The sequence below is a fragment of the Bacillus sp. 1021 genome (genome assembly GCF_014534735.1).
GTDB lineage: Bacteria > Bacillota > Bacilli > Bacillales > Bacillaceae > Bacillus > Bacillus siamensis.
In genome coordinates this window covers 161,626-184,651 of the sequence record NZ_JACVSR010000002.1, presented here as the reverse complement: position 1 = coordinate 184,651, position 23,026 = coordinate 161,626, and the positions used below count along the sequence as shown (strand labels likewise).

The window sequence follows — 23,026 nt, the reverse complement described above, 5'->3', positions numbered from 1 at the left end:
GTCATTCATCATTTATTCGCTTTATTCACCTTCAGCTTTTTCCCTTTGACGGTTGTGTTCTTCATCACTTTAAGAACTTGAGGGCCTTTTCCGTTTAAAATCTCCACGTAAGAGGCGTTGTCCATGATTGTGATAATGCCGATGTCATCAGCTGTCACACCGTCAATTTTGGCGATCGTTCCTACAAAATCAACGGCTCTGATTTTCTTTTTCTTTCCGCCGTTAAAATACAGCTTCATGATGTCTTTGTTTAACTGTTCACTTCTGTCTGTTTTGACGTCTGGGCGGGCGTTCAATTTTTCCGCAAAAGCCGCTTTCCGTTCCGCTATTTCTTTTTCTGACGGTGCTTCCCGCTTTTGGATGCGGAAACCGATATATGTCTCAATGTCATTCAGAAACCGCGATTCAAACGGCGTCACAAACGTGATGGCCCGGCCGCGGTGTCCGGCGCGCCCCGTTCGGCCGGTGCGGTGCACATAGCTTTCTTTTTCTAGCGGAATATCATAATTGATGACGAGGCTGATGTTTTCAATATCAATTCCTCTGGCGGCAACATCGGTCGCAACGAGATAGCGGAACTCGCCGCGCTTGAACTCATTCATGACGTCAAAGCGGTCTTCCTGCACCATGCCGCCGTGAATTTTATCGCAAGGATAGCCCAGCCTGTCCAGCTCATCGGTTAACTGGATGACTCTTTCTTTAGTCCGGCAGAATATGATGCAGCTGTCCGGATTTTCGGTGATCAGGACATCACGCAGCAATGATGATTTGTCCTCTTCTGCTGTTCCGGTGACAAAATGCTCAATATCTTTTGTCGTCAGGCCTTCCGCTTTTACTTCAATCAATTCAGGGTCTTTCATATATGTGCGGCTCAGCTTCTCGACGTCGTCCGGCAGCGTCGCTGAAAACAGCATGGTGACTCTGTTTTTCGGCAGATGCTGAATGATGGCTTCCACCTGTTCAATAAATCCCATATTCAGCATTTCGTCCGCTTCGTCAATCACCACATACGCCAGCCGTTCAAGCGGCAGCGTCCCTTTTTCTATATGATCAAGCACTCGTCCCGGCGTTCCGGCAACAACGTGGCTTTTTTGCTTCAGTTCGGTTTTCTGTTTATCAAAAGAAGCTTTTCCGAAAACCGCCGTGGCTTTTATCCGTTTAAAACGGCCGATATTTGTGATATCTTCTTTAATCTGCGCCGCAAGCTCGCGGGTCGGCGTTAAAATCAGGGCCTGCGGTTTGTTTTCCTCCCACTCCGCAAGCTCGCAGATCGGAATGCCGAAGGCCGCTGTTTTGCCGCTCCCCGTCTGCGATTTGACGACGAGATCTTTTTTTTGCAGCGCGGCGGGGATGACGCGCCGTTGCACTTCAGTCGGCTCGGTGTATTGCAATCCTTTCAGCGCCCGTTGGATATCGGGGCTGATCGCGTATTCATTAAACTCATTCATGACTAAACTCCTTCTCTGTCAGGCTCCCCTCATTATACGCGAAACGCCGCCGCTTTACCCTGACGTTTTGCCGGAACATTCGGGGACTGCTTTTTCTTCATGTCAAGCACGACCCATTTGGCGCAATAAAAGCTTATTCTTCCTTCCCCGTCATCTACATAATAGCGTATCGATTCCCAGCCGCCATCGACCGGGCTGATATCCAGACGGATGTCGGTGATGCTTTCCAGGTCATCCAGCCGGGCAGCACTCACACCTTCAAAACGCAGCACAGCATCATACTGTCCATCAGTCAGCTTCAGCTCAAACACCGGGATTTTATCAAAATACTCGTTATACCCGGTATAGAACATAAACTCCGTCAATTCAAAACAACCCGGCGAATCCGGCCGCAGCATAACTGCTTTCTCATGTTTGTGCCACTCCATTTTGTGGCCTCCTTCTCCTCTGCTGCTTCATATTGACGGCAATAAAAGCGGAACGTTTGGTTCTCCCACTCCTCTACGAGAAAATGCTGTCCCTCATCTCCATCAGCAGCAGGATCAATTGTTACAATGCCTGAACCAGCCGCATGACTCTCCATTTCTTTTATTTGAACGGAAGAAACGCTTTGCATATGAGCCTCAAACAAATGAGCTGATGTTCATACTCGAAGGAAAACGCCAACTCAATTACAGAAATCTCTCGTTCCCGGAAAAGGCGGAATTCTAAAAGCTCCTGAATCAGCCACTTATTCTTTTTCATTTTCTATAAATTCTCCTATAGAACCGGCATACAACTCAACATCGGCAGTCTCATGATCCCACAGATAAACAGTCTCCTCCATTACGCCGTCCGTCTTTTTCAAACACAGCTTATCTCCGGTTCCGTTGTCGGCAATTACGATCATATCGTCGGGCATGCTCTCTTCTCTGCACACACTGTTTTGCCTGATCACATCATCCCAAGTTTTCTGTAAGCGGCTTTGTTCACGTATAGGAAAAAAATCCATTCTCCGATTTCTGCAGGGTTCTTTTTATGAAGCAGCCGTTTATATGCTTTCGGAAAAGACGCTCTCAAGCTTTTTTCTGCAGCTCTGAACTCTTCTTCTGTCATCCTGTTATTCCTCCCCCCGTAAAAGCATGAGATTCATTCGCAAGCTGTCTTCACTTTTGCAATAAGAAAGGAGCGTTTCTCTCTATCGCCTTTATTAGCGGTGAGCCAAATATCGTAATGGTTTGCTGCCGCGGATCCCCCAACAGCCCCCACTGAAAATCCTGTTGAATAAAGAAACAATAGTCTCCGTTTGGAATAACGGGGACAGGCCATTCACCGAATTCATTTTTATCAATTGGCGCATGAGGATTAAATAGATAACATTCATGCTGCCAGTCCAGCGCATACATAAACTCTTGCTCTAACGTACAAGATTGAAATGCCTTTAGTATCTGCATCTCTGCATCTTCCAGAAAACCGATACCATTGAATCCTTGAGATACATCAAAGACCTGAAACGGTTTTGGAGGTTTTATAGAAGCAAATATACTGCCCGGTTTCCATTTCACTGCGCGATTCACCCTGCGCCACAAGTACTCTGTCTCCTCTTCACTCAAATCATGCCAATTCATGTATTTCTGCCTCCCGCAGTTCAAACGTTTCACCTCTGCTCTCCCTTGTTCAAAAGCCGCCTGTCAGCTTAGTAAGTAAAGCCGGTTGCTCTCATCAATCCCCGCAGCCTTATCTTGATACGCAGTCACTCGCGTAAAACGGAGAGCTTTTCTTGAGACTTTATCAGTGAGCTGATATTGCCCAGCCTGTTTTGTCATGTTATGAAATTTTAGTGCTTTGTCAATTCGGCACGAAGCTTCATTCCGAATCAAAAAGTAATATGATGAATCAATCTTGAATTGTGCACTAAAGCCAAAGTCTGCCTTCTGAAAGCTTAACGTTTTGCCTTGCAAATCGACCTTCCGAATATAATCTTCACCAAGTGTATGATAATGAAGAGACAGGGCATTCTTTTCTGCATATGCCCCATAAAAATGATCAATAAGGTGCGGATACGTACAGAAAGACTCACAACGAGATTTCCACGTTCCGTCTGCAAAAGGAAAGCGGGTCATGCCTTTTGAACTGATATCGTCGTCCAGACAAGAAAATATTCCCGCTTCATCGTAACCCAGCCACAAATGATTTGCCGAATCGACTGTCATTGACCGGATATAACGGCCCCCGTAAAGCGAATGACAAAACCCTTTAATCGCGTGCCATACATAAATATTCGGTTCTTCATGAATCATCCCATCTTCATAGTCAATATGAATGAGAAATAAAAATAAATCCCCTGATTTCTGAACATCGGTTATTTTCTTTGATGTTTCAATTTGATAGCAATGACGTAAATATCCATCCCTGTTCCGGAATATGAAAATGCGGTTGATATATTTATCTTTCCGCTTTTCCTGAGCCAGTACGATGAGTTCCGCTGCATTCATGGACAAAATGATTGGGCCGCTTGCGTTTATTTTTGTATTGATTCTTGTAAAGACTAATTCCGACATGAATGTACCCTTTCTTCATGCGTTTTCATATATTCCTGCACCCAATCTCTTAATTCTTCTATCGTATGCAGATACGAATCAGGCGAATCTTTCAGATCAAACCCGCTCAAATATATGAGCATCTCCCAAACGGTTTCGTCCTCAACCGCCGGATCGTCTGCAGCCACATACTCAGACGCCCAATCCGACACCTCTTCCCTCGCCGCTTGACCGTTCAGGATCAGACCAGCCTTTTTCAGACATTCTGCCATTATTGGTTCTTTCACGGTCAGAAGCCTGCCTTTCATTTCTTGTTTAAAATGCTGACCAATAGCCTTCTCACCCGTTCGTGCCGCCCGATTTCCCGGCTGAGCTCCGGATAATCTGTTAAAGCGTTTTTCAGCTGCACATATTGCGGATAAAGCTCAAAAAAGGATTTATATAAGGCTTTACGCTGCCGCGCAGGCATTTGTTTATTCTCCAAAACAAAATCTAAGCTGCCGCAGATAAGCGCAAAATATTCATAAAAATCCCCAGCGCAGGCAGCACCCTCAAAGTCTTCTTCAAATCTTCCTGCATCTGAAGGCAGCGGACCCTCTAATTCTTCTTTGTGTAATTTCAAGTTTCTGATGACGTCATTATTTAAAGAATATCTGTTGGATCTTAACATCTCATTTAGCCGAGGAGAATAATATTATTTTGTAATCGTGCATCGACACAATAAATACCTGATCATCCCGGCCCGCATTGAAATAAATGATATTTTCCCTTTCATATGACCCAACCCGCTCTGCGGTAAGTTCTAACATCAGCAACACTCCGTTGATTAAGAATCTGGAATTTATATTAAATTAAGCAATGATATATAAATCTGCTGCATCGTATTCAAACCACATGATTTTTTCATTATACTCAGTGTTTACATCAACCTTTTGAGTGTCCAGATTCATGTAGGACTTATTGTTGGAAGGGTTTTCTATTATAACAACAAAATCATTGATCGACGCTAAAAAATATAATTCATCTAATAAGTGGTCTGCCATCAATTCTTCTTTTGTCAGACCACATTCAATATGAATTAACTTTTTCGATATCGTATTCATATGTATCATTTTCTTTTCAACCTTCTTCTTCCATCCCTCAATAAAAGAAGGTGATGCCATTACTTCTATCAGAACGGTTTCGAATTCTAAGTCATTCATTAATTGAGAAAAAGTATCTTTACTCCCTAGATCACATGAATATATCGAGTTGAATTTAAGCGGATTAATCACATCCAGATTCCCTATAGCCCTCAATGATTCTTTTTGTAAATTTAAAGGAGTGTTCATGTTTGCCTCCGCGAACGGTTTCCCACGTAAAAGGTGGTTTTGTTTGTAAGAAAAGAGAGGCTGGGAACCTCTCTTATTTGTTTATTTATGATTTCGACTGATACGCATAAAATGATTGATCATCAAAGCGAACGGTTTCAGCTTCTACAGCAATCAGCATTCTGTTCATGTCAATGAGAAAATTAGCATTTGATTGATACTCAGGAATTACAGCATTTGATAGATTTCCGATTCCTTCCGGGTGGTAACTCATCTCAAATACTTGCCAATTGTATTCTTCCGGATCTATTTTTTCTAATCTCATATCACCAATATCTGCACTAAAATAAACAGATGCTACATTTTGAAAAAGAATGTTATGCGTATATTCGGCTTTATTTTCAACGACCTGAATCTTAAGTGAAAGTTCTTTTTTAAACACATGAAAATCAAAATGAAGGACAGCGCACCCCCCATCTATGTAATCTACCCATTCATTTATTGTTTTGTACATCGTTTATCTCCTAAGGAAGTTTTGGAGGATTTTTTGTGCCTTTGAGATCTGATTTTAAAGTCTTCACGAAAAATTCTAGCTTTTCTTCATTACAGTTTAATTTATAGAAGGTTTCATTTGAATGATTTTCCACAAATCTAATGATAAATCTGTAATATTCGTTTTCTTTATCAATACTCAAAATAAAAAATGGTTCGATTGTTTCTAAACGTATCCTGTCTTGATTTGCCTGCTAATAACGCTTCGATCCCTGATGTCAGCATTTTATATTCACTTTCTAATAAAACGGCAGAGTAATCGCGGGCGATTGCTTTATTATGTTCCAACAATTCAAACATTGTTAAGATAAAAGGATCATCCTCCGCCTCATGATATCTTCTCGGTGTTATTTCAAGTTCCAGACAACCGTCTCCGATTTTGGCCATGCTGTCACCTCGTTCTCTACTCAGCAGCTTTAATTTTTTAGTAAATGATTTGAATGACGCTCTAATTCAAGCTAAGTTTCAATCGATTGTTCACCTTTTACTGTCTCGGTTCTAATCACCTACCCACTTATATTTTTTTAAAAAAGCCTGTTGACCAAAAGATGATCAGCAGGCTCATCTATTTTTAATTTAATGCCATTATTTAATAATGTTTATAATATTTTCTCTATGTCTAGATCCTATTCTGATTGTCTCAGAATCTGTTATTTCTATATGATAAAGAACATAATCCAGTAAATCTTTAATAATTGTTTTCTCTGCTAAAGGGGCTCCATTTAATATATCTTTTAACTCAACATCTTTTTCCAATAAGATTATATTTTCATGCGCAACTATTGTATTTTTGTACTCTTCTGCTGAGGTTTTCATAAAAGAGATTTTTTTATTAAACAAAGTAGTTGTTTTTAAGCTCGCTGAGAATATACAAGTATCACTACTTTTATTCGAAACAGAGTAAGAATACATTGCATATTGTTTACTTTCCATATTTTTCAATTTAAAAAATATTAAATCCTCTATTGTTCTATACTCTTTTTCAACCCAATCATAGTCATTGAGAGTTGATATTTCATAAAAATAGTACATTTAATTCTCTCCTTCTATCTTTTATACACTGTAAACCGCCATTGTGCACTGCCCCTTTTCCATTTCCCTTTATATATAGAAAACTTATTACTTTGTAAATGATAACCATGATTGTTATGTGGTGTATGCCACTCTAGAGATCTATATATAGACCTCCCAGTCTTTTTCTTTTTCGAATAGATTATTCCCCAATAACCTCTTCCTTTTTCTCTATCCCCTTTTATACGGCCTACTTTATGAACTCTATATGGAATCCTTTTCGCGATTTTTTTTACGCCTTTTTTAATAACTGATTTAGTCCATTTCTTTGATGCATTATATGCCTTACCAACATTCCTCTTTGCCCACTTTCCTGGAGCACCATTCCATGACCTTTTTATTAATTCCCATAGAATTTTGGCCCAGTGCCCATCCGGGTCAACCTTTATCACCGGATTGTTATTGGCATAAGTATACCCATTCTGATCCAGTGAATCGCCGTCGCTTCCCGGGTCTGGGTCGAGTGATAAGAACACGCCGTTTCTTGGTTCGTAGTAGCGGGCCATGAGATAGTACAGGCCGGTTTCTTCGTCGTATTGGTAGCCTGCGTAGCGGTAGCGGTTGTCTTTTACTTCGTCGCTTGCTTCGGTTTTTGTCGGATTTCCCCACGCATCGTACTGATATTTGGCAACGGTTTTTCCGGTGCTGTCTGAGATGGCGATGACGTCGCCGTGTGCGTTGTAGTGATAGAAATATTTCTTGCCGTTCTCTGTATAGGATAACAGCTGGCCGCTGTCACCGTACGTATATGATTTTGTGACGTTGTTGTCGGCGTCTGTTTCATACAGGACGTTCAAGCTGTCTCCGTCATAGAAGTAGTTCGTAACGTTTCCGTTGACGGTTTTTTGGATTCTGTTTCCTTTTTCATCGTATTTGTATGTTGCGAACGGCTTGTCTTCGCCTTTTTTTGTAACGGCGGTCAGGTTGTCTTCCGCGTCCCACGTATATGTGTATTTGCCGTCGGATGTGCGGTTGCCGTTTTTATCGTAGGACAGTTCTTCGTCATTCACCTTCGTCAGCTGGTTCATGATGTTGAAGGATGCGTTGACTGATTTGCTTGCGCCGTCCTTTGTTGTGGTGACGTTTGTCCGGTTGCCGAAGCCGTCGTACGTATATTGAATGACGGTGCCGTCTTCATGTGTTTCTTTGACGAGCTGGTTGAGCTTGCCGTATTCGTACTGCACCTTTCCGCCCGCTGAGCTGTCGATGACCGTGCGGTTACCGTTAGCGTCGTATTCATAGCTTTCCCGGAAGATGCTGCCGCCGTTTTTCGCTCCGATATGAAGAGAGCTGACGAGATTCCGCTCATCATACGAGAAGCTCGTGCCGACTTCATTTCCGCTGATGAATGTCTGGACATTGCCGTTCTCATCATAATCAAATGTATAAGCTGAAGTGCCGTCTTTCATTTCAATCATTTGATCAAGTTTGTTGTACGTAAAGCTGTTTGTTCCTTTTTGACCGCCGTGGCTCCATGAGAAAGTTTTCAGCTTATCTGAATCAGCCGGATACGTCCAGCTTTGGCTGCCGCCGCGGTCGGTTAATTCGGTCAGTCGGTTTTTGTTGTCAAAGGTGCGTTTTTTCGTTGTATTTTGTTCTTTGTTTGTGACCGACGTTTCATTGCCGTTTTTGTCATAGGTAAAGTTGTATTTTTCAGTGCCGTTATACGCTTTTGACTTAACCCGGTCGGTGCCGTCATAGGTCAGCGACACTTCATTGCCGTTGGCGGAAACGGTTTTCGTCAAGTTGCTGTTGGCGTCATATTCACTCTTCAGTACATTGCCGAGCGGGTCGGTTGTTTTGACGAGCTTGCCCATGACGTCATATTCATATTGATAGGTCTGGTCCGCGCCGGCCCGAATCGTTTTTGTCAGCTCATTTCCTTCCTTGTCATAGCTGTGAAGGATGGATGTGCCGTTTGATAGGGTCAGCTTTGTCAGCTGGTCGGCCTGATCGTATTCGTAGGCGGTTTTTTCGCCTTTCGCGTCGGTTTCAGACATTTTCTTGCCAGTCTCGTCATATGAAGCAGTGCTTGCATACCCTAGTTCGTCTTCTTCTTTTGTGACGTAGTTTCCTTTTTCGTCATAGGTGTTTTTCGTCAGGATGCTTCCTTCGATTAAACGGATATCATCAAACCATGCCGTTCCTGTGGCGCTTTTTTGGAACAGAATGCTGATTTCGATTTTATTGATCGGCTTTGTTTTCGGAATGACTGACGCCGCCCGGTTCCATTCTTGGGTCCCCTGTGGGAATTTGGCGGTGTAGACGCCCGTCGTGCCGTCCGCATAGGTGACGCCGGCCTGAAGCGCGTAATCATTGTCGTTCGTTAATTTTACACCGTCTGCCTTGGACATCCCTGTCAGCGTGATATATACCGGCTTATCGTCCGCGCTTTGGCCTAATGTGATGGTTTGTTTTGCGGATGCATTGGCTTGTGATGCATTTGAGCGGGACGCTTTTAATGAGCTGTCATCATCGAAGCCTTCATCAAGGTCAGCGGCTGCTCCGCTTGTGCTCCAGCCATCTGTTTTGGCCGTGAAACTGCTGTTTTGAACCGGGTTATAGCTTGAAGAGACTTCGCCTTTTTCCAGCTGAACCTGATCAAACCACGCTTTTCCTTTGCCGTCCTTGTCGTTATGATCCACTTCCATATAGACGATGGCTTTTCCTGCATTGGCCGGTGTTGTAAAGGTGATCTGCCGTTTCGTCCAGTCATTCTTTCCGGCTAATGCGCCTGATTCATTGTGAATCCATTGAATTCGTTTTTGGTCTTTGTCACGCAGATCAATGTTGAAATACGCTCTCGCCTTTGTCAGATCTGTTTTGATCTGGCCGCTGAGTGTATACGTCGTATTCGGCTCAAGCTGCACTTCCTGCGTTGCGGACGCATGGCCATGCTCTGTTCCGGCTGAAGCGGATTGTGAGGTGATCTCCAGTGCTTTTTGTCCGGACAGTGCGCCGCTTCTTGCTTTTACAGATGCAATACTTCCGCTGTCTCTCGTAGCAGTGAGATTCCAGCCCAGCTTTGTTCCTTCAAAGCTGCCGTCTTTCAGCAGGCTTGCCGAAGCTGCCAGCTCTTTGCTTGATTGAATGAGGTTACCGTATTTGTCATACACGGCGGCGGATGAGGATTTTCCGCTTTGATCCGTTTCAGAAACGGCATCCAGTCCGTCGTATGCAATATCAGTGACGTTCCCCTCGGTATCCTTCATTTTCGTTACGTCATTGTTTTTGTTGTACTGATACGTTTCGGTGCCGTAGTTGTCTTTTACGGCTGTGACGTTGCCGTCTTTATCATATTGATAGCTTTCTGTCGCTTTGCCCGCATCCGCGTCGTTCGGATCGGTGTCCTGAATGACGTTGTTGCCTTCGTATACGGTGTTAGTCGTGATTTTCAGCCCTTCGGCATCATCGATCATCTGAATCGGGTTGCCCGCCTCGTTATAGCCGTACTGCACTTTGCGGCCGTTCGGCTGCGTCATGAGCAGTGTTTTTTTGCCGGCGTCATAGCTGTAATCATACGTTTCTTTTTTCGCATTGACGGCTTTGGCCAGGCGGTGGCCGCTGTATTGGTATTCAGTGAACAGCGGTTTGTCATCCGTGCTGTTTGCGGAATACTGCTTGACGAGGCGCCCTTCGGAATCATATTCATAGCTTGTGACGCTGCCGTCAGTATCCGTCACCTTTTTAAGAAGATCTTTGTCATATGAATACGAAATCTTTTTGTTTTTCGGTCCTGTTAAAGATGTGACATGACCGTTTTCATCGTAGGTAAACGTCAGCTTGCGCCCTGAGGCGTCTGTTATGGCGGTCAGCTGATTGCTGTCGTTATACTCGTATACGGTTGTGTTGTTGTGTCCGTCAACGATTTTTTGGAGCTTTCCGCCTTTTTTGCTGAAATAAGCGTTCGTCTGATCTTTTGTTTTTAATACAAATTGATCGCTTGTTTCCGTCAGTTCGAGATAAACGCCCGTCGGCGGCTGATACGTGCCGTCAGACTTTTTCGTGAAGACATGTGTTGTCGCGTCCTCATCAATATAAACGGCTCTGCCGTCTTCAGAAAGGATCGACGTTTCCGCATCGGCATACCAGCCTTGGCCGAACATATGGTCAGAGCTGTCAAGGCTGTTGAAGGTCCGGGAGAGTCCGAGCCCCGGTCCGCGTCCGTCGATTGACATATCTTCTTCATTGACGATGACATTTCCCGTCGCGCCATTCAGCTGTCCGTCCGGAATGTCAATAATGGACCAGAATTCTTCCGTTCCGAGGAATTCCGCCCCTTCATGGAAAACAGGGTTAAAAGGTGCCGTCGGTATGCTGTCACCATTTGCGTCATAGGCAGTCAGCGTGAAGGAATAGTTCTTCTTCCCTTTGTAATTGCCGTTTGCGTTTTCGTAAACAGGTGAAGGGTCAAGCGCCAGTTCGCCGCCCTTTCCGTCCGTGTGAAGCTGGAATCTTCCCGCTTTCACTTCTTCGGCTGACGGCCAGATGTTTTTATTTTGGGTCGTCCAATGATCAGTATCCCCGACATCGAATGATTGATAGTCTTTTCCGTTGTAAATGTTGATTTTGTAGCCTTTGGCGTTTTTGACTTTATCCCATATGAGATTGACATAACCCGTTTGGCTCGATTTCGTGTTTGTATAAACATAGCCTGTCAGGTTTTTCGGCTTTGCGATATCAGGCAGCGCCGGACTAGCTTCCGGTGAGGCGATCGCTTCTCCGTCTTTGTTATAGGCGATAACTTTAAATCCGTAGGTTTTCCGGGTTGCGTCTCCTCCGGCATTTTTATAAACGGGGGCCGGGTTGATCGGCAATTCCGCGCCTTTTTTGTCTTTCAGGTGAAGCGCATATTTTCCGGCGCTGATTTCCGCCTTTGTCGGCCAGATGTTTTGATCTTTTGTGGACCAGGATGTTTTATTTCCGAGGTCAAGCGTTTCAAAGCCTTTGCCGTTAAAGACTTGCATTTTATACCCGGCTGCGCCTGATACGGCTTTCCAGGAAAGATCAAACCAGCCTGTTGCGTTGTTGTTATTAAAGCCTTTCGTGCTTGGTTTCTGAACTCTTCCAATATTCGGAATGACGGGCTTGGCAGCCGCAGACATGGCGCCTTCTCCCTGGTCAAACACCGCGCTGACCGCGACCCAGTAATTTTTGCTTGCCGGATAGCTGCCGCCGGAGTTTTTATAGACCGGGGAAGGGTCAAGCGCTAATTCACTTCCGCCTTTTCCGTCTGTATGCAGCTTATATTTACCGGAATCAATTTCCGCTTTTGTCGGCCAGATGTTTTTTCCTTTTGTGCTCCAAGAGGTTGCATTGCCGACAGAAATGGCTTGATATTCTTTCCCGTTATAAAGCCACACTTTATAGCTTTTGGCGCCTTCAGCTTTTTTCCAGCTGATATTGAAAAATCCTGTCGAATCTCCGTTATGATACGCTTTGACTGACGGCGTGTCCGCCTTCGGAATCGTGTATGTCACTTCGATATAAGGTTTTTTATTAGAGTTTGCTGATGACATCAGCTTCTTCCAATATTCTTTTCCGTTTCCGTTGGTGTGAAGCTTAAAGCCGTAATTGGCGCCGCCGCTGTTCCACGACTTGACTGCGGATGTGACATCAAAGCTTGCCCACTGGCCTTTATAGACCTCCGCTTTGCCGATGTTTTTGGAGCCCGGCTTGTTTTTCCACGTGATCTTGGCATTGTCGTAATTGCTGTTTACGGTGTCGAGCCAAAGCCCCGTCGCCTTTGATCCGTAATAGGAGTGGGCTGTGTATGCTTTAAGCGTCGCTTTTGTCACCGTCATGTTTTTGATCGGCTTTAAATTATCAAACTTCATAAATGCGTAGTTCGTTCCGGTTGTGCCGTCATAATAGCCCGTTTTCAGCACGTACGCTTTCAATCCGGCGTCCCATTTCTGCGACGCGGCAGAGTAGTTTGTCGTCGGATACGCGCTCATGACAAAGGTATCGGATGACACAGATACTGATGTTGACGGGTCAATAGATACCGGATAAACCCGCTTGGGATCTTTCAGCCAATTTTCATCGGCCGTTACATGGAGCAAGTAGCCTTCGCTGTTTTTTTCAAGCTTGAAGCTGACATCTTCTGACCTGCTGACTTCACCTGACTTTTCATCGAGATCTGAGTCGGTCATAAAGGGCTTCGGCACGGTGTAGACGACATTGTCTTTATCATCAGAAAACGCGATAGAGCCGTCTTCCTGTTCTTTAGCCTGAAGGTCGGTTTTGATTTGAAAGGTGAAGGAATTGTAGCCTTCATATTTGTGAAGCACAAGGTCTTCTTTTATGTTTTCATTAAATGTGTAGGTTTGTAAATCAATAGCAGGAAATACTTGCTGATACGTAAGCTCGTTGCTGTCTTCCTTGACTCTTGCTGAGGCATCTGTCGGAGTGATTGCAGCCTGATCGGGGCCTTTTGCGCCGGTTAATGAGTATGTGAGCTTATGATCATCGTGTTCAAATGTAGCGTATAATCCGTTTTTCATTTGCTTCAGAAAATCGGAGTTCAGCACTGTATTTTCCGTCCCGACTTCCTTTGAGCCGGTTTTCAATTCAGGAGAAATGTCTTCCCAGTCCGCATTGGCGGTTTCTTTCGTATGAATGGGGTCTGTGTAGATTTCCTGTTTGTATACACCCTCGCCCTCATAATAAAGTTTTGAATTCTCAGTTCTTTCAGACGTGATCTCACCGTCTTTATTGATATCTTTTTGATCAAACGGCATCTGCTCGGATGCTTTTTCCGCCGGAAGATCTTTTTCCGGGTCTGCTGCCGGAATGGCGGCGGTTTTCACTTGATCTTGTTTCTCACGCGTTTCTGCCGCAAATACATCGGCAGGCGCAATGGAAATCATAAGCGATGCCGCAAGAGTGCCGGCCAGCCATTTTTTCCACTTGTTCTTTTTTCCTATTTTCATAGGTTCTCCTCCTCCTTTTGTAATATAGACTTAACAATAGTAATATTATTGAAATTGTTTATCAATATTTTCCTAGGTATTTAAGGTTATTTTAAGGATGACAGAGATTTATGACCTTTGACTCATATAAAAAAACCGCCTGCTAGGGCGGTTTTTCGTATTATGGATAGCGGAGATTTGTATTTTGCGCTCCCGCGTAGGATTGGGCGAAGTTTTTGGCGTCCTGGGCTGAAAGCGTGCCGTAGCTGTAATTTGATCTCGGATTCCAGCCGGTGCGCGGTGATTTCGGGGCTATGAGCGACGGGAATGAACCGATGTCGGTGAATTGGGCCGTCCCGTAGTCGTCTATCATTCCGCCTTTTTCATTTCCGTTGCCGAAGTAGTTGGCTTCTGAGAAGACAGTCGCGTTTGTATGAATGGTGAACCCTAAATTGAAATTGGTTACATAGTTGTTTTTCGCGTGAAAATAGCCGTATCTCATCAGGCCCGGTGAACGGACATAGACGTTATTAAAATAGTTGTTGGTGATCGTCATGTGCGGATAGCCGATATAATTGCGTCCTTCGTTATCATCATTCGGATAACCGAGAATCAGGCCGTACAGATGATCGGAGAATTTAGAATTAGACAGCGTCACAAAATCAGCTTTGGCGCCGACATACAGAAGCTTTCCCAAATCGCTGTGGCTGTTCGGATTGTAGCTGTGCCCTTCAAACCACACGTGGTCAATCCAGTAATTCTGTCCGTTCGCTATGTACATCGGAATGTCGTTGTTGCCCGTAATGGCTGCACTATGGCTGATAATGAGGTTTTTGAAAATCACATTGTTTGAGCCGGAGCCTGTTGTCAGATAGATGTTGATCAGCCTGTGGCTGGTATACGAGCCGACGATGGTTTTATTGGCGCCGACTGTCACAACGGCTTTACCCGGGGAGTAAATATCACTTGTGATGACAATGGTTTTGCGGTCTGTCCCGCCCGCATTGTTTTTCAAATCATTGAGATTGCTGACGTAGACGACGGGGCCGCCCTGGCCTCCCGATACGGCGGGTTTTGCTTTTCCGTTATGATCCTTCGCATTTCCCGCAAACCCGGTAAGTCCCTGCATCACATCCGGATACGCCGCTGCCGCTTCTGCCTGCTTGGATGCGGAACATACGATGGCCAGACAAAGCGCAAAGCCGAGTGCAGCCAAGAAAGCGAGATGACGCGTCTTCTTTTTCATGCCCTTCACTCCTTTAATCTCTTAAATTGTAAACACATGAAGTATTATACAATTACTGTCCTCTTTTTCCATGATCTGTTTGTCTGCTTTTTCGTTATGGCTGAAAAGCCCCAAAATAAAAAAGCAGCCGGTACGGCCGCCTATATTCGGGTGCTGTCTGCCTGAGCCTCCGCAGGCACGGCTTTATGCTTTCGAATCAAGGACAGCGCCATTCCCGCAAAAATCAACACAATCCCCAAAGATTGATAAAGGTCGGGGCGAAATCCCGTAAATACGGTGTCAAGCACAATCGCCACTGCCGGATCAAGAAATACGATGATTGAAATAAACCGAGTGGATAAAAACCGCAAGCTGTCAAAAAAGAGCAAATACACAATCCCCGTATGGATGATACCGGTCGACACAATCATGATCCAGTTCACATGCGACAAATCAGAAAAAGCGCCGAAACGGACGAACGGGAGAAGAATGATGACGCCCAATCCGGTCTGCAAACAGGTGACCGCATATGGGCTGAGGCTGTTGATACCTTTCCCGGCCAGTGTCGTAAAGGCGTAAAAAAGGGCGGCCAGCACGGCCCAAATAATACCCGATCCCATCAGCTGAGAAAGTGATGTATTTCCGTTGATGCCGGAAATCAGAGCGGTGCCCAGAAAACAAATCACGATGGAAGTGACGGACACAAGATGCAGTTTCTCCCGGTATATAAGGCTCCCTAGAAGAAGGACGAGAACCGGAGCCAGATGATAAACGGAAATCGCTATCGTCACTGATGTTTCCTCAAATGATTTAAATAAAAACACCCAGTTCAGCACGAGAAAAAAACCGCAGGCCAGTGTCTGCAGCACCTCACGCCGGTTCCATTGTTCGGTGCGGTACCGTCCGGAACCAAACCAGCAAACGCCCAGAAACAATGAGGCGCACAGACATCTCACAAAGACCAGTTCAATTGAAGGCACATTCGTATGTTCTGAGAAAAAGCCGATTGATCCGAAAATGACCATGGAAATGACCATTTTGATAACGGCATTTGATGTTTGTTTAGCTTGCATTGATTCGCGTCCCCCCATATCATTGACTGTTTATTCAGACAAATACTAACAGCCATTTTACGTGATTCAGAGGAAGATTTCACCCTATTTTTCGAGAGCCGGAGGTCTTTTCTCATAAAAAAAGCCCCGCATCAGCAGGGCCGTCTGTTTAATGAACGATCAGTACAGGGCAAGGAGACAATTGTGAGACTTTGTGGCTCACGCTTCCGAGCATCATTTCTTTAAATCCGCTGATTCCGCGGCTTCCAACGACAATCAGATTGAAATGCTGTTCTTTCGCTATGTTTAAAATTTGATGTGCAGGTTCGCCTTGAACGTACAGGCTTTCCGCGTTTACTCCGCTTTCCGCCGCTTTCTGCTTAGCGTCTTCCAGAATAGCTGCTCCTTTTTGCTCGACTTCATGTTTGATGTCTTCAATGAAGTTTTCCGGAACATAGACAATGCCGGTTAAGGCTGTTGTGGAGACAACGGCTTCACGTCCCGCATAGAGAATGGTGAGTTCCGCCTGTTGTTCTTTCGCCAGATGGATCGCTGCATCCAGAGCTTTGCTGCTCATGTCTGAACCGTCTACTGCTGCAAGAATTTTTTTAAACATATGAATCCCGCCTTTCTGCTTTTATTGTCCTCCTCTCTTTGCTGAATGTCAATCTTGCCGGCTTTCTCCTGAACATTGCGTTTACAGACTTTCTCCGTTTGTGGCGATGACGTCTTTATACCAATAAAAGCTTTTCTTTTTCTTTCTTTCAAATGTGCCTTTTCCGTCATTGCCGCGGTCGACATAAATATAGCCGTAGCGTTTTTTCATTTCTGCGGTTGAGGCGCTGACGAGGTCAATCGGCCCCCACGACGTGTAGCCGATCAGGTCGACGCCGTCTTCAATCGCCTCTCTTGCTTCTATTAAATGATCACGCAGATAATCGATGCGGTATTCATCCTGAATGCTTCCGTCTTCCTCCGGCTCATCAACCGCGCCGAGCCCGTTTTCGACGATAAAGAGCGGTTTCTGATAACGGTCGTACAGCGTGTTTAAGGTGATGCGCAATCCCTTCGGATCAATCTGCCAGCCCCATTCGGAAGATTTCAGGTACGGGTTTTGCACGCCGCCGAGGAGATTTCCCTTAGCCTGCGCCAGATCCTCAGGCGCCGTGCTGGCCGTCATCGACATGTAGTAGCTGAAGCCGATGTAATCCACCGTATGTTCTTTCAGGAGCGCCTCGTCTCCTTCCTTCATCTCGATCGTAATTCCGTTTTCTTTAAAGAAGCGCTTCATGTAGCCCGGATAGCTGCCCCTCGCCTGCACATCAGAAAAGAACAGCGTGCTCCGCTCTTTTTGCAATGCCGCATATACATCCTCCGGTTTCGGCGTCATCGGATATGTCGTCGTCGCGGCGATCATGCAGCCGATCTGTGAATCCGGGATGATCTCATGGCCGGCTTTTACCGCCAGCGCGCTCGCCACAAATTGGTGGTGGGCTGCTTGGTACATCGTGTTTTGCTTATTTTCGCCTTCCCGGAATATAAGACCGCCGCCTGTAAACGGAGCGTGGAGAACGACGTTGATTTCATTGAAGGTCATCCAATATTTCACTTTGTCTTTATAACGGGTGAAAACCGTACGGGCGTACCGCTCATAGAAATCGACCGTTTGGCGGTTTCTCCAGCCGCCGTAGTTTTTCACCAGACCGAGCGGCATCTCATAGTGAGAAATCGTGACGACCGGTTCGATCTGATGTTTCCTCAATTCGTCAAAAAGACGATCGTAAAATTGCAGCCCTTCTTCGTTCGGTTCTGTTTCATCGCCGTTCGGAAAAATTCTCGTCCATGCAATGGAGATGCGGAACGCTTTAAAGCCCATCTCTGCAAACAGGGCGATATCCTCTTGATAGCGGTGATAAAAATCAATCGCGTCGTGATACAGATTCAGCGCATCGTCCGTCTCATGAAACGGAGACATAATGCCGTCCGGGGAGACATCCGCCGTAGAAAGTCCTTTGCCGCCTTCTTTATAAGCGCCTTCAATCTGATTGGCAGCCGTTGCGCCGCCCCATAAAAAACCTTCCGGAAATCTCTTCATGTTTTCTCCACCTCTTTTTCAGGATAACGCCAGAAGCGCTTCGTTCGGTTTGACCATTCCGCGTTTTTTCATGTCTGTAAATAAATATTGATCCGTATTCGTAATGATGACCGGCGTCATCACGTCAAAGCCGGCAGCCTTTATCTCTTCGATATCAAAAGTAATCAGCAGATCTCCCGGCGCGACGGCATCGCCTTCTTTGACGTGCATTTCAAAATGCCTGCCATCCAGCCGTACCGTATCAAGCCCGATATGAATGAGAATTTCGGCTCCCCGGGCACTCGTAATGCCGATGGCGTGGTTTGTTTTAAATACGGCTGTCACCCTGCCTTCTACGGGAGATACCGCCGCGCCCTCTTCAGGCAAAATCGCAAAACCTTTTCCCATCATTCCACCGGAAAACACGCTGTCGTTCACTTCGCTTAATGCTTTCACTTCGCCTTTAATCGGGCTGTGAATGATTTCTCCGCCAGCCGTCACACCCGGCGTTTCAGATGCTTCGTCCCGTTCAGATTGTACATCTTCAAACCCGATCAGCAGTGCCGCCGCCATACCCGCCGCAAACGAGATAAAAAGTCCGATCAGCGCGTAAAGAAACGTCGGCCCGATAAAGACCGGAATGCTCGGCAGACCCGCGTTTCCGCCGACAATGTAGGAAGCGACGCCCGTTACACCGTAAAAAGCTCCGCCTGCCGCGCCGCCGATTAAAGCAGCCGCGAACGGTTTTTTCAATCTCATGTTGACGCCGTACATGGCAGGTTCGGTTATGCCCATCAAAGCCGTAATGCTCGTTGTAAACGCAAGTGATTTGAAGGTTTTGTTTTTTGATTTTAAGAAAACCGCAAATGACGCGCCGGCCTGCCCCATGTTCGCCAAAAACATCGCAGGCAGAATGTAATCACGTCCGTTTTGAGCGATGTTATTGATCATGATCGGCACAAGCGCATAATGCATCCCCGTCATAATGATGAGCGAAAATGTGCCGGCCAGCAGAATCATTGCGGCAATCCCCGCATGACTGAACAAATAATTGACGCCGACAGACAGATCATTTCCGAGAATCGCGCCGAGCGGGCCGACTGTGATCAGTGTGACAGGCACGACGATCACAAGCGTAAGCATCGGAACAGCAATCAATTTCAAAGAAGAAGGAGTGATTCGATCGATTCCCTTCTCCACATAGGACATCAGCCAGATCGCCAGCAAAATCGGAATGACTGTCGATGAATACGTGGCAGCGGTTACAGGAAGACCGATAAAGGAGATGCTTTTCCCAGACCCAAGCAAGGCCGTCAAATCCGGATGCAAAATCGCACCCGCCACAGCAGCCGCCACGTACGGATTACATCTGAATTTCCTCGCCGCGCTTACCGCAAGCAAAATCGGCAGGAAATAAAACGCACCATCACCGACAGCCGTAAGAATGCTGTGAGTCTGGCTCTTCTCCGACATCCAGCCGAATGTCACCGCTAACGCGACAAGTCCTTTTATCATGCCCGCTCCGGCAATGGCCGGCAGAATCGGTGTAAACACGCCGGAAATCACATCAAACACGGCACTCAGCACATTTTTCTTCTGCTTTGAAGTTTTGTTTGTGCTTTCACTGCTGAGCCCGCTGCTCTCCATCAAAGCCTGATACACCTTCGGCACATGATTGCCGATAATGATCTGAAATTGCTCGCCGCTGATATTTGTCCCCATCACGCCTTCCGTCTGTTCCAGCCCGTCCCGATCTGCTTTCGCATTGTCATACAGATTAAAACGAAGCCGCGTCATGCAATGGACGACACTCTGAACATTCTCCTCCCCGCCGACAAGTTGTAATATCTCTTTTGATATTTTAAGATAGTCCATGAGTATACCTCCTTAAAAATGGGGGAACTGCCGGACGAAAGGTGGCCGCCTTTCTCCGGCTTTTTTTATTATGAAATAAGCATCACCTCCAAAAAAGGGTATAAAAAAAACCTAAACTGCACAGCACACGGGAGTCTTCCCCCGTCTGACGCAATTTAGGTTTTGCCTGCGGTTTGCAGTAACAATCCTAGGTGAATGATATTGGGTTTATATGTACACTTTAGCACTGGATTTAAGGGGTGTCAACGCTTACATTTTAATGTTCTTGAAACTTTATTGTTACTTGAAACAAATTAAAGTCTAAGTTATACGCAAAGCTAAGCCTTCCCTTCCACGTATACGGCAACAATGAGGCTAGCTGCTCAAATGGTTAATATCTGAAAACTCAAGGGTCAAATGTGTATTTCATATCTGGTTCGTTTCAGCTTCCAGAAATCAAAAACCCGTTATTATAAATTCAGATTGAGATAGATAGCTATGCTCTGGCCCTATAACTCATTTTTGCCTTTTTTCTCTCTAATAAAGGCTTCAATATGATTAATTGTTTCCGTAAAATTCTCTTTTAATTCATGTTCCCATATTCTTAATACATGCCAGCCGATTACTTGATAATAGGAATTCACTTCTTTATCTCTTTCTTTATTTCTCTGTAGCTTTTTCTCCCAATAAGCTGAATTGCTCTTTGGTTTATTCCCATGAATACTGCAGCCATGCCAGAAACAAGAATCAATAAAAATCACAATTTTGTATTTTTTTATCGCTATATCTGGTTTACCAAAAAGAGATTTTACATTCCTTCTAAACCTTAAACCCCTTCTCCATAATTCTGAAGAAACCTTATCCTCTAATTTAGACTTAGATTTTATTGCTTGCATGTTTTTTCTTCTTTGCTCTCTTGTATGAGTATCACCCATTGGCTTTAACCTCTCTTTTAATAATTAATATATTTCTTCCCTATATTAAGAGAAATAACCGTCAATTTTTTTAAAAAATAAACTTGCAACGTAAGCTTAAAAAAGGGTATGCTGCTATAGAAAGAAACACCCAAAAACAGAGAATATATTTCCTATAAGCAGAAAGAGTTGAAAGAAATGAACAGCAATAATAAGAGATTTAAACTAGTTGATTTATTTGCTGGTGCTGGAGGTCTAAGCAAAGGATTTGAGCAAACTGGCTGCTTTGAAACAATTGGAGCGGTAGAAATAAATCAAGCAGCTATTGAAACTTATGTTTATAACCACCGCGGAAACAGAGACATTATTATTAGGCCGGACGAAAGCGATACCAGTGACATTAGTAAAATCGACTTCCGTAAATGGAAAAAGAGCAAAAACATTGATCCTAATTTATTAACAATTATTGGCGGGCCTCCTTGTCAAGGATTTTCCAATGCTAATAGGCAGAAAAATTACCTGATATCAGGAAATAATCAGCTTGTTATAGAGTTTTTCCGTGCTATTGATGAGATTCGGCCAGCTGCATTTCTTATGGAGAATGTGCCATCGATGAATTCAGATAAACATAAATTTTTCATCACAAGACATTTGGATAATTCGCGCTTTGCATATAGCTCTTTAGAACATTTAACTTGCTTATTTAATACATCAAAAGAAAACTTGATTGAAAATAAGTTTTTAATGGATGATAAGATAATTCTAATGGAGTCAGTTGAAATATCACTAAGTCATATTTGGAGAAAAATTATCGATGGGCCAACTCCCCCTGAACCAATAATTGGGGATCATAACTACTTATCCCGCTTGAGAAGTATATCAAAAAAAATTATTAAGACAGCAGGTAATCCTAGTTTGTCACTTAAGGAAAAAAAAGATATTATTCGAATTATTGAGTTGATTAATCAACAACTGAAAACTTTCCAAACAGATGGAGATCGCTTAAGCACTAAAGATATAGTTTCTCGTGGAAAATCAGCACTACAATTGCTGCTTGAGGATACTGAGGAATTAGATGAATACACTAAAAAAGATATCACTAACTTTATAAGTTTCAATCTGTTACTGTTAAGAATAAAAGAACTAAATGATGAAAAAATTAAATATGAGCTTTATATAGATGATACACTTAAGGATAATATTAAAATCATTGCAAAAGTTTGGTCTTATAATATTGTAAAATATCTTGAAATGGCATTCCACCAAATTGGATATAATACTGATTTCGGGGTCTTAACAGCTACAGACTTTGGCGTACCACAAATAAGAAGAAGGTTTATCATCCTTGGTGTTAGAAATGATTTATTTGAGAATAGTCCGAAACTTCCCGATGCGTTGGTAGACTCAACGCCTTTTACAGTAAGAGATGCAATACAGGATTTAGCTGGTATAACGCCCCTTACAGATATGGAAAAAGCTAAACCATTAGATTATATAGAATCAGATGAGCAGGCATCGCCTATGCTTCGATATTTCAGAAAAGATGCTGATAAAGGGTTTATTGATAATCATATAAATACTGAAAGCCGTCAGCTAAGTAAAACTCGTTTTGAAGCAATACTTCAATCGAAAGGCAAAAATTTTCACAGTCTTAATGATGAGTTAAAAACAACCTACTCTGATGTGTCTAGAACACAGAATACAATCTATTTAAGACTAGACTATGACAGTCCATCTCCTACAGTCGTTAACGTAAGAAAATCAATGTGGAGTCATCCAGAAAAAGCTAGAGCCATAAGTATTCGCGAGGCAGCCCGTCTGCAGTCATTTCCAGACAATTTTAAATTTAGAGGGACAAAAGATCAGCAATATCAACAAGTAGGGAATGCAGTCCCCCCTTTGCTTGCACGTGCAGCAGCTGAGGCATTATTAAATGCTATGGGTGTTGAACCCACTATCTCACTTAAAAATGAATTATTAGATTTAAAATAGTAAAAAGCTTGACGATAAAATCAGTATATCGTCAAGCTTTTTTGATAATTCTTGTTAAATCTTTTTAGAAAGATATACGTTTGAAATAACTTATTTTATTA

General features: G+C 44.1%; 19 protein-coding genes and 1 pseudogene. 1 reads left to right on the top strand and 19 read right to left on the bottom strand.

What is annotated here, in order from left to right; all coding sequences use genetic code 11:
* Positions 1-8 precede the first annotated feature (8 nt).
* From ICW23_RS07545 to ICW23_RS07460, 19 genes and pseudogenes are all read right to left on the bottom strand, one after another.
* Positions 9-1,448, bottom strand: a complete 1,440-nt coding sequence (locus tag ICW23_RS07545) for a DEAD/DEAH box helicase (protein ID WP_188154272.1) — start codon at positions 1,446-1,448, stop codon at positions 9-11.
* Positions 1,449-1,480: 32 nt separating this feature from the next.
* Positions 1,481-1,876 (bottom strand): hypothetical protein, encoded by a 396-nt coding sequence (locus ICW23_RS07540; protein ID WP_188154271.1) that lies wholly within the window; start codon positions 1,874-1,876, stop codon positions 1,481-1,483.
* A 302-nt stretch (positions 1,877-2,178) separates the two neighbouring features.
* On the bottom strand, positions 2,179-2,439 hold the full coding sequence (locus ICW23_RS07535) for an SMI1/KNR4 family protein (RefSeq protein WP_223152278.1): 261 nt from the start codon (positions 2,437-2,439) through the stop codon (positions 2,179-2,181).
* A complete protein-coding gene (locus ICW23_RS18940) occupies positions 2,382-2,543 on the bottom strand; it encodes an SMI1/KNR4 family protein (protein ID WP_223152351.1) in 162 nt (53 codons plus the stop codon). Before ICW23_RS18940 ends, ICW23_RS07535 begins: the two co-directional genes overlap by 58 nt.
* Positions 2,544-2,593: 50 nt before the next feature.
* Complete coding sequence (locus ICW23_RS07530) at positions 2,594-3,055, bottom strand: DUF2716 domain-containing protein (RefSeq protein WP_188154270.1); 462 nt, start codon at positions 3,053-3,055, stop codon at positions 2,594-2,596.
* Between the two features lie 63 nt (positions 3,056-3,118).
* Positions 3,119-3,988 carry a hypothetical protein gene (locus ICW23_RS07525; RefSeq protein ID WP_188154269.1) on the bottom strand — a complete coding sequence of 290 codons (870 nt, stop codon included), beginning with the start codon at positions 3,986-3,988 and terminating at the stop codon, positions 3,119-3,121.
* The gene (locus ICW23_RS07520) at positions 3,976-4,254 is read right to left on the bottom strand and encodes a DNA-binding protein (RefSeq protein WP_188154268.1); all 279 of its coding nucleotides are present in this window, start codon (positions 4,252-4,254) and stop codon (positions 3,976-3,978) included. Before ICW23_RS07520 ends, ICW23_RS07525 begins: the two co-directional genes overlap by 13 nt.
* A 17-nt stretch (positions 4,255-4,271) precedes the next feature.
* The gene (locus ICW23_RS07515) at positions 4,272-4,637 is read right to left on the bottom strand and encodes a YxiJ family protein (RefSeq protein WP_188154267.1); all 366 of its coding nucleotides are present in this window, start codon (positions 4,635-4,637) and stop codon (positions 4,272-4,274) included.
* 181 nt (positions 4,638-4,818) lie between these two features.
* The gene (locus ICW23_RS07510; protein WP_188154266.1) at positions 4,819-5,298 is read right to left on the bottom strand and encodes a hypothetical protein; all 480 of its coding nucleotides are present in this window, start codon (positions 5,296-5,298) and stop codon (positions 4,819-4,821) included.
* Between the two features lie 85 nt (positions 5,299-5,383).
* Positions 5,384-5,791, bottom strand: a complete 408-nt coding sequence (locus ICW23_RS07505; RefSeq protein ID WP_188154265.1) for a YxiG family protein — start codon at positions 5,789-5,791, stop codon at positions 5,384-5,386.
* A gap of 10 nt (positions 5,792-5,801) precedes the next feature.
* Positions 5,802-6,216: pseudogene (locus ICW23_RS07500) on the bottom strand (WapI family immunity protein).
* Between the two features lie 198 nt (positions 6,217-6,414).
* On the bottom strand, positions 6,415-6,861 hold the full coding sequence (locus tag ICW23_RS07495; RefSeq protein WP_188154264.1) for a hypothetical protein: 447 nt from the start codon (positions 6,859-6,861) through the stop codon (positions 6,415-6,417).
* A gap of 14 nt (positions 6,862-6,875) precedes the next feature.
* Entirely contained in the window at positions 6,876-13,835 is a 6,960-nt protein-coding gene (locus tag ICW23_RS07490) for a DNRLRE domain-containing protein (RefSeq protein ID WP_188154263.1), read from the bottom strand.
* Positions 13,836-13,995: 160 nt separating this feature from the next.
* Complete coding sequence (locus ICW23_RS07485; protein WP_016937452.1) at positions 13,996-15,060, bottom strand: polysaccharide lyase family 1 protein; 1,065 nt, start codon at positions 15,058-15,060, stop codon at positions 13,996-13,998.
* Positions 15,061-15,200: 140 nt separating this feature from the next.
* Entirely contained in the window at positions 15,201-16,130 is a 930-nt protein-coding gene (locus ICW23_RS07480) for a DMT family transporter (RefSeq protein WP_188154262.1), read from the bottom strand.
* 130 nt (positions 16,131-16,260) lie between these two features.
* Positions 16,261-16,707 (bottom strand): universal stress protein, encoded by a 447-nt coding sequence (locus ICW23_RS07475; RefSeq protein ID WP_016937450.1) that lies wholly within the window; start codon positions 16,705-16,707, stop codon positions 16,261-16,263.
* Between the two features lie 81 nt (positions 16,708-16,788).
* A complete protein-coding gene (gene bglH / locus ICW23_RS07470; protein WP_188154261.1) occupies positions 16,789-18,186 on the bottom strand; it encodes an aryl-phospho-beta-d-glucosidase in 1,398 nt (465 codons plus the stop codon).
* 18 nt (positions 18,187-18,204) lie between these two features.
* Complete coding sequence (locus ICW23_RS07465) at positions 18,205-20,040, bottom strand: beta-glucoside-specific PTS transporter subunit IIABC (RefSeq protein ID WP_188154260.1); 1,836 nt, start codon at positions 20,038-20,040, stop codon at positions 18,205-18,207.
* A 488-nt stretch (positions 20,041-20,528) separates the two neighbouring features.
* Positions 20,529-20,954, bottom strand: coding sequence for a very short patch repair endonuclease (locus tag ICW23_RS07460; RefSeq protein ID WP_045925557.1), 426 nt, complete (start codon positions 20,952-20,954; stop codon positions 20,529-20,531).
* 177 nt (positions 20,955-21,131) lie between these two features.
* Here ICW23_RS07460 and ICW23_RS07455 point away from each other — a divergent pair, with 177 nt between their 5' ends.
* On the top strand, positions 21,132-22,925 hold the full coding sequence (locus ICW23_RS07455) for a DNA cytosine methyltransferase (RefSeq protein ID WP_064779160.1): 1,794 nt from the start codon (positions 21,132-21,134) through the stop codon (positions 22,923-22,925).
* Positions 22,926-23,026 lie beyond the last annotated feature (101 nt).

What these genes read in the sequence shown, in the direction of transcription:
- ICW23_RS07530 (WP_188154270.1), bottom strand. Translation starts at nt 3,055, where the DNA reads ATGAATTGGCATGATTTGAGTGAAGAGGAGACAGAGTACTTGTGGCGC.
- ICW23_RS07495 (WP_188154264.1), bottom strand. Translation starts at nt 6,861, where the DNA reads ATGTACTATTTTTATGAAATATCAACTCTCAATGACTATGATTGGGTT.
- ICW23_RS07535 (WP_223152278.1), bottom strand. Translation starts at nt 2,439, where the DNA reads ATGGATTTTTTTCCTATACGTGAACAAAGCCGCTTACAGAAAACTTGG.
- ICW23_RS07490 (WP_188154263.1), bottom strand. Translation starts at nt 13,835, where the DNA reads ATGAAAATAGGAAAAAAGAACAAGTGGAAAAAATGGCTGGCCGGCACT.
- ICW23_RS07485 (WP_016937452.1), bottom strand. Translation starts at nt 15,060, where the DNA reads ATGAAAAAGAAGACGCGTCATCTCGCTTTCTTGGCTGCACTCGGCTTT.
- bglH (WP_188154261.1), bottom strand. Translation starts at nt 18,186, where the DNA reads ATGAAGAGATTTCCGGAAGGTTTTTTATGGGGCGGCGCAACGGCTGCC.
- ICW23_RS07545 (WP_188154272.1), bottom strand. Translation starts at nt 1,448, where the DNA reads ATGAATGAGTTTAATGAATACGCGATCAGCCCCGATATCCAACGGGCG.
- ICW23_RS07475 (WP_016937450.1), bottom strand. Translation starts at nt 16,707, where the DNA reads ATGTTTAAAAAAATTCTTGCAGCAGTAGACGGTTCAGACATGAGCAGC.
- ICW23_RS07465 (WP_188154260.1), bottom strand. Translation starts at nt 20,040, where the DNA reads ATGGACTATCTTAAAATATCAAAAGAGATATTACAACTTGTCGGCGGG.
- ICW23_RS07525 (WP_188154269.1), bottom strand. Translation starts at nt 3,988, where the DNA reads ATGTCGGAATTAGTCTTTACAAGAATCAATACAAAAATAAACGCAAGC.
- ICW23_RS07505 (WP_188154265.1), bottom strand. Translation starts at nt 5,791, where the DNA reads ATGTACAAAACAATAAATGAATGGGTAGATTACATAGATGGGGGGTGC.
- ICW23_RS07480 (WP_188154262.1), bottom strand. Translation starts at nt 16,130, where the DNA reads ATGGGGGGACGCGAATCAATGCAAGCTAAACAAACATCAAATGCCGTT.
- ICW23_RS18940 (WP_223152351.1), bottom strand. Translation starts at nt 2,543, where the DNA reads ATGACAGAAGAAGAGTTCAGAGCTGCAGAAAAAAGCTTGAGAGCGTCT.
- ICW23_RS07515 (WP_188154267.1), bottom strand. Translation starts at nt 4,637, where the DNA reads ATGTTAAGATCCAACAGATATTCTTTAAATAATGACGTCATCAGAAAC.
- ICW23_RS07455 (WP_064779160.1), top strand. Translation starts at nt 21,132, where the DNA reads ATGAACAGCAATAATAAGAGATTTAAACTAGTTGATTTATTTGCTGGT.
- ICW23_RS07460 (WP_045925557.1), bottom strand. Translation starts at nt 20,954, where the DNA reads ATGGGTGATACTCATACAAGAGAGCAAAGAAGAAAAAACATGCAAGCA.
- ICW23_RS07510 (WP_188154266.1), bottom strand. Translation starts at nt 5,298, where the DNA reads ATGAACACTCCTTTAAATTTACAAAAAGAATCATTGAGGGCTATAGGG.
- ICW23_RS07540 (WP_188154271.1), bottom strand. Translation starts at nt 1,876, where the DNA reads ATGGAGTGGCACAAACATGAGAAAGCAGTTATGCTGCGGCCGGATTCG.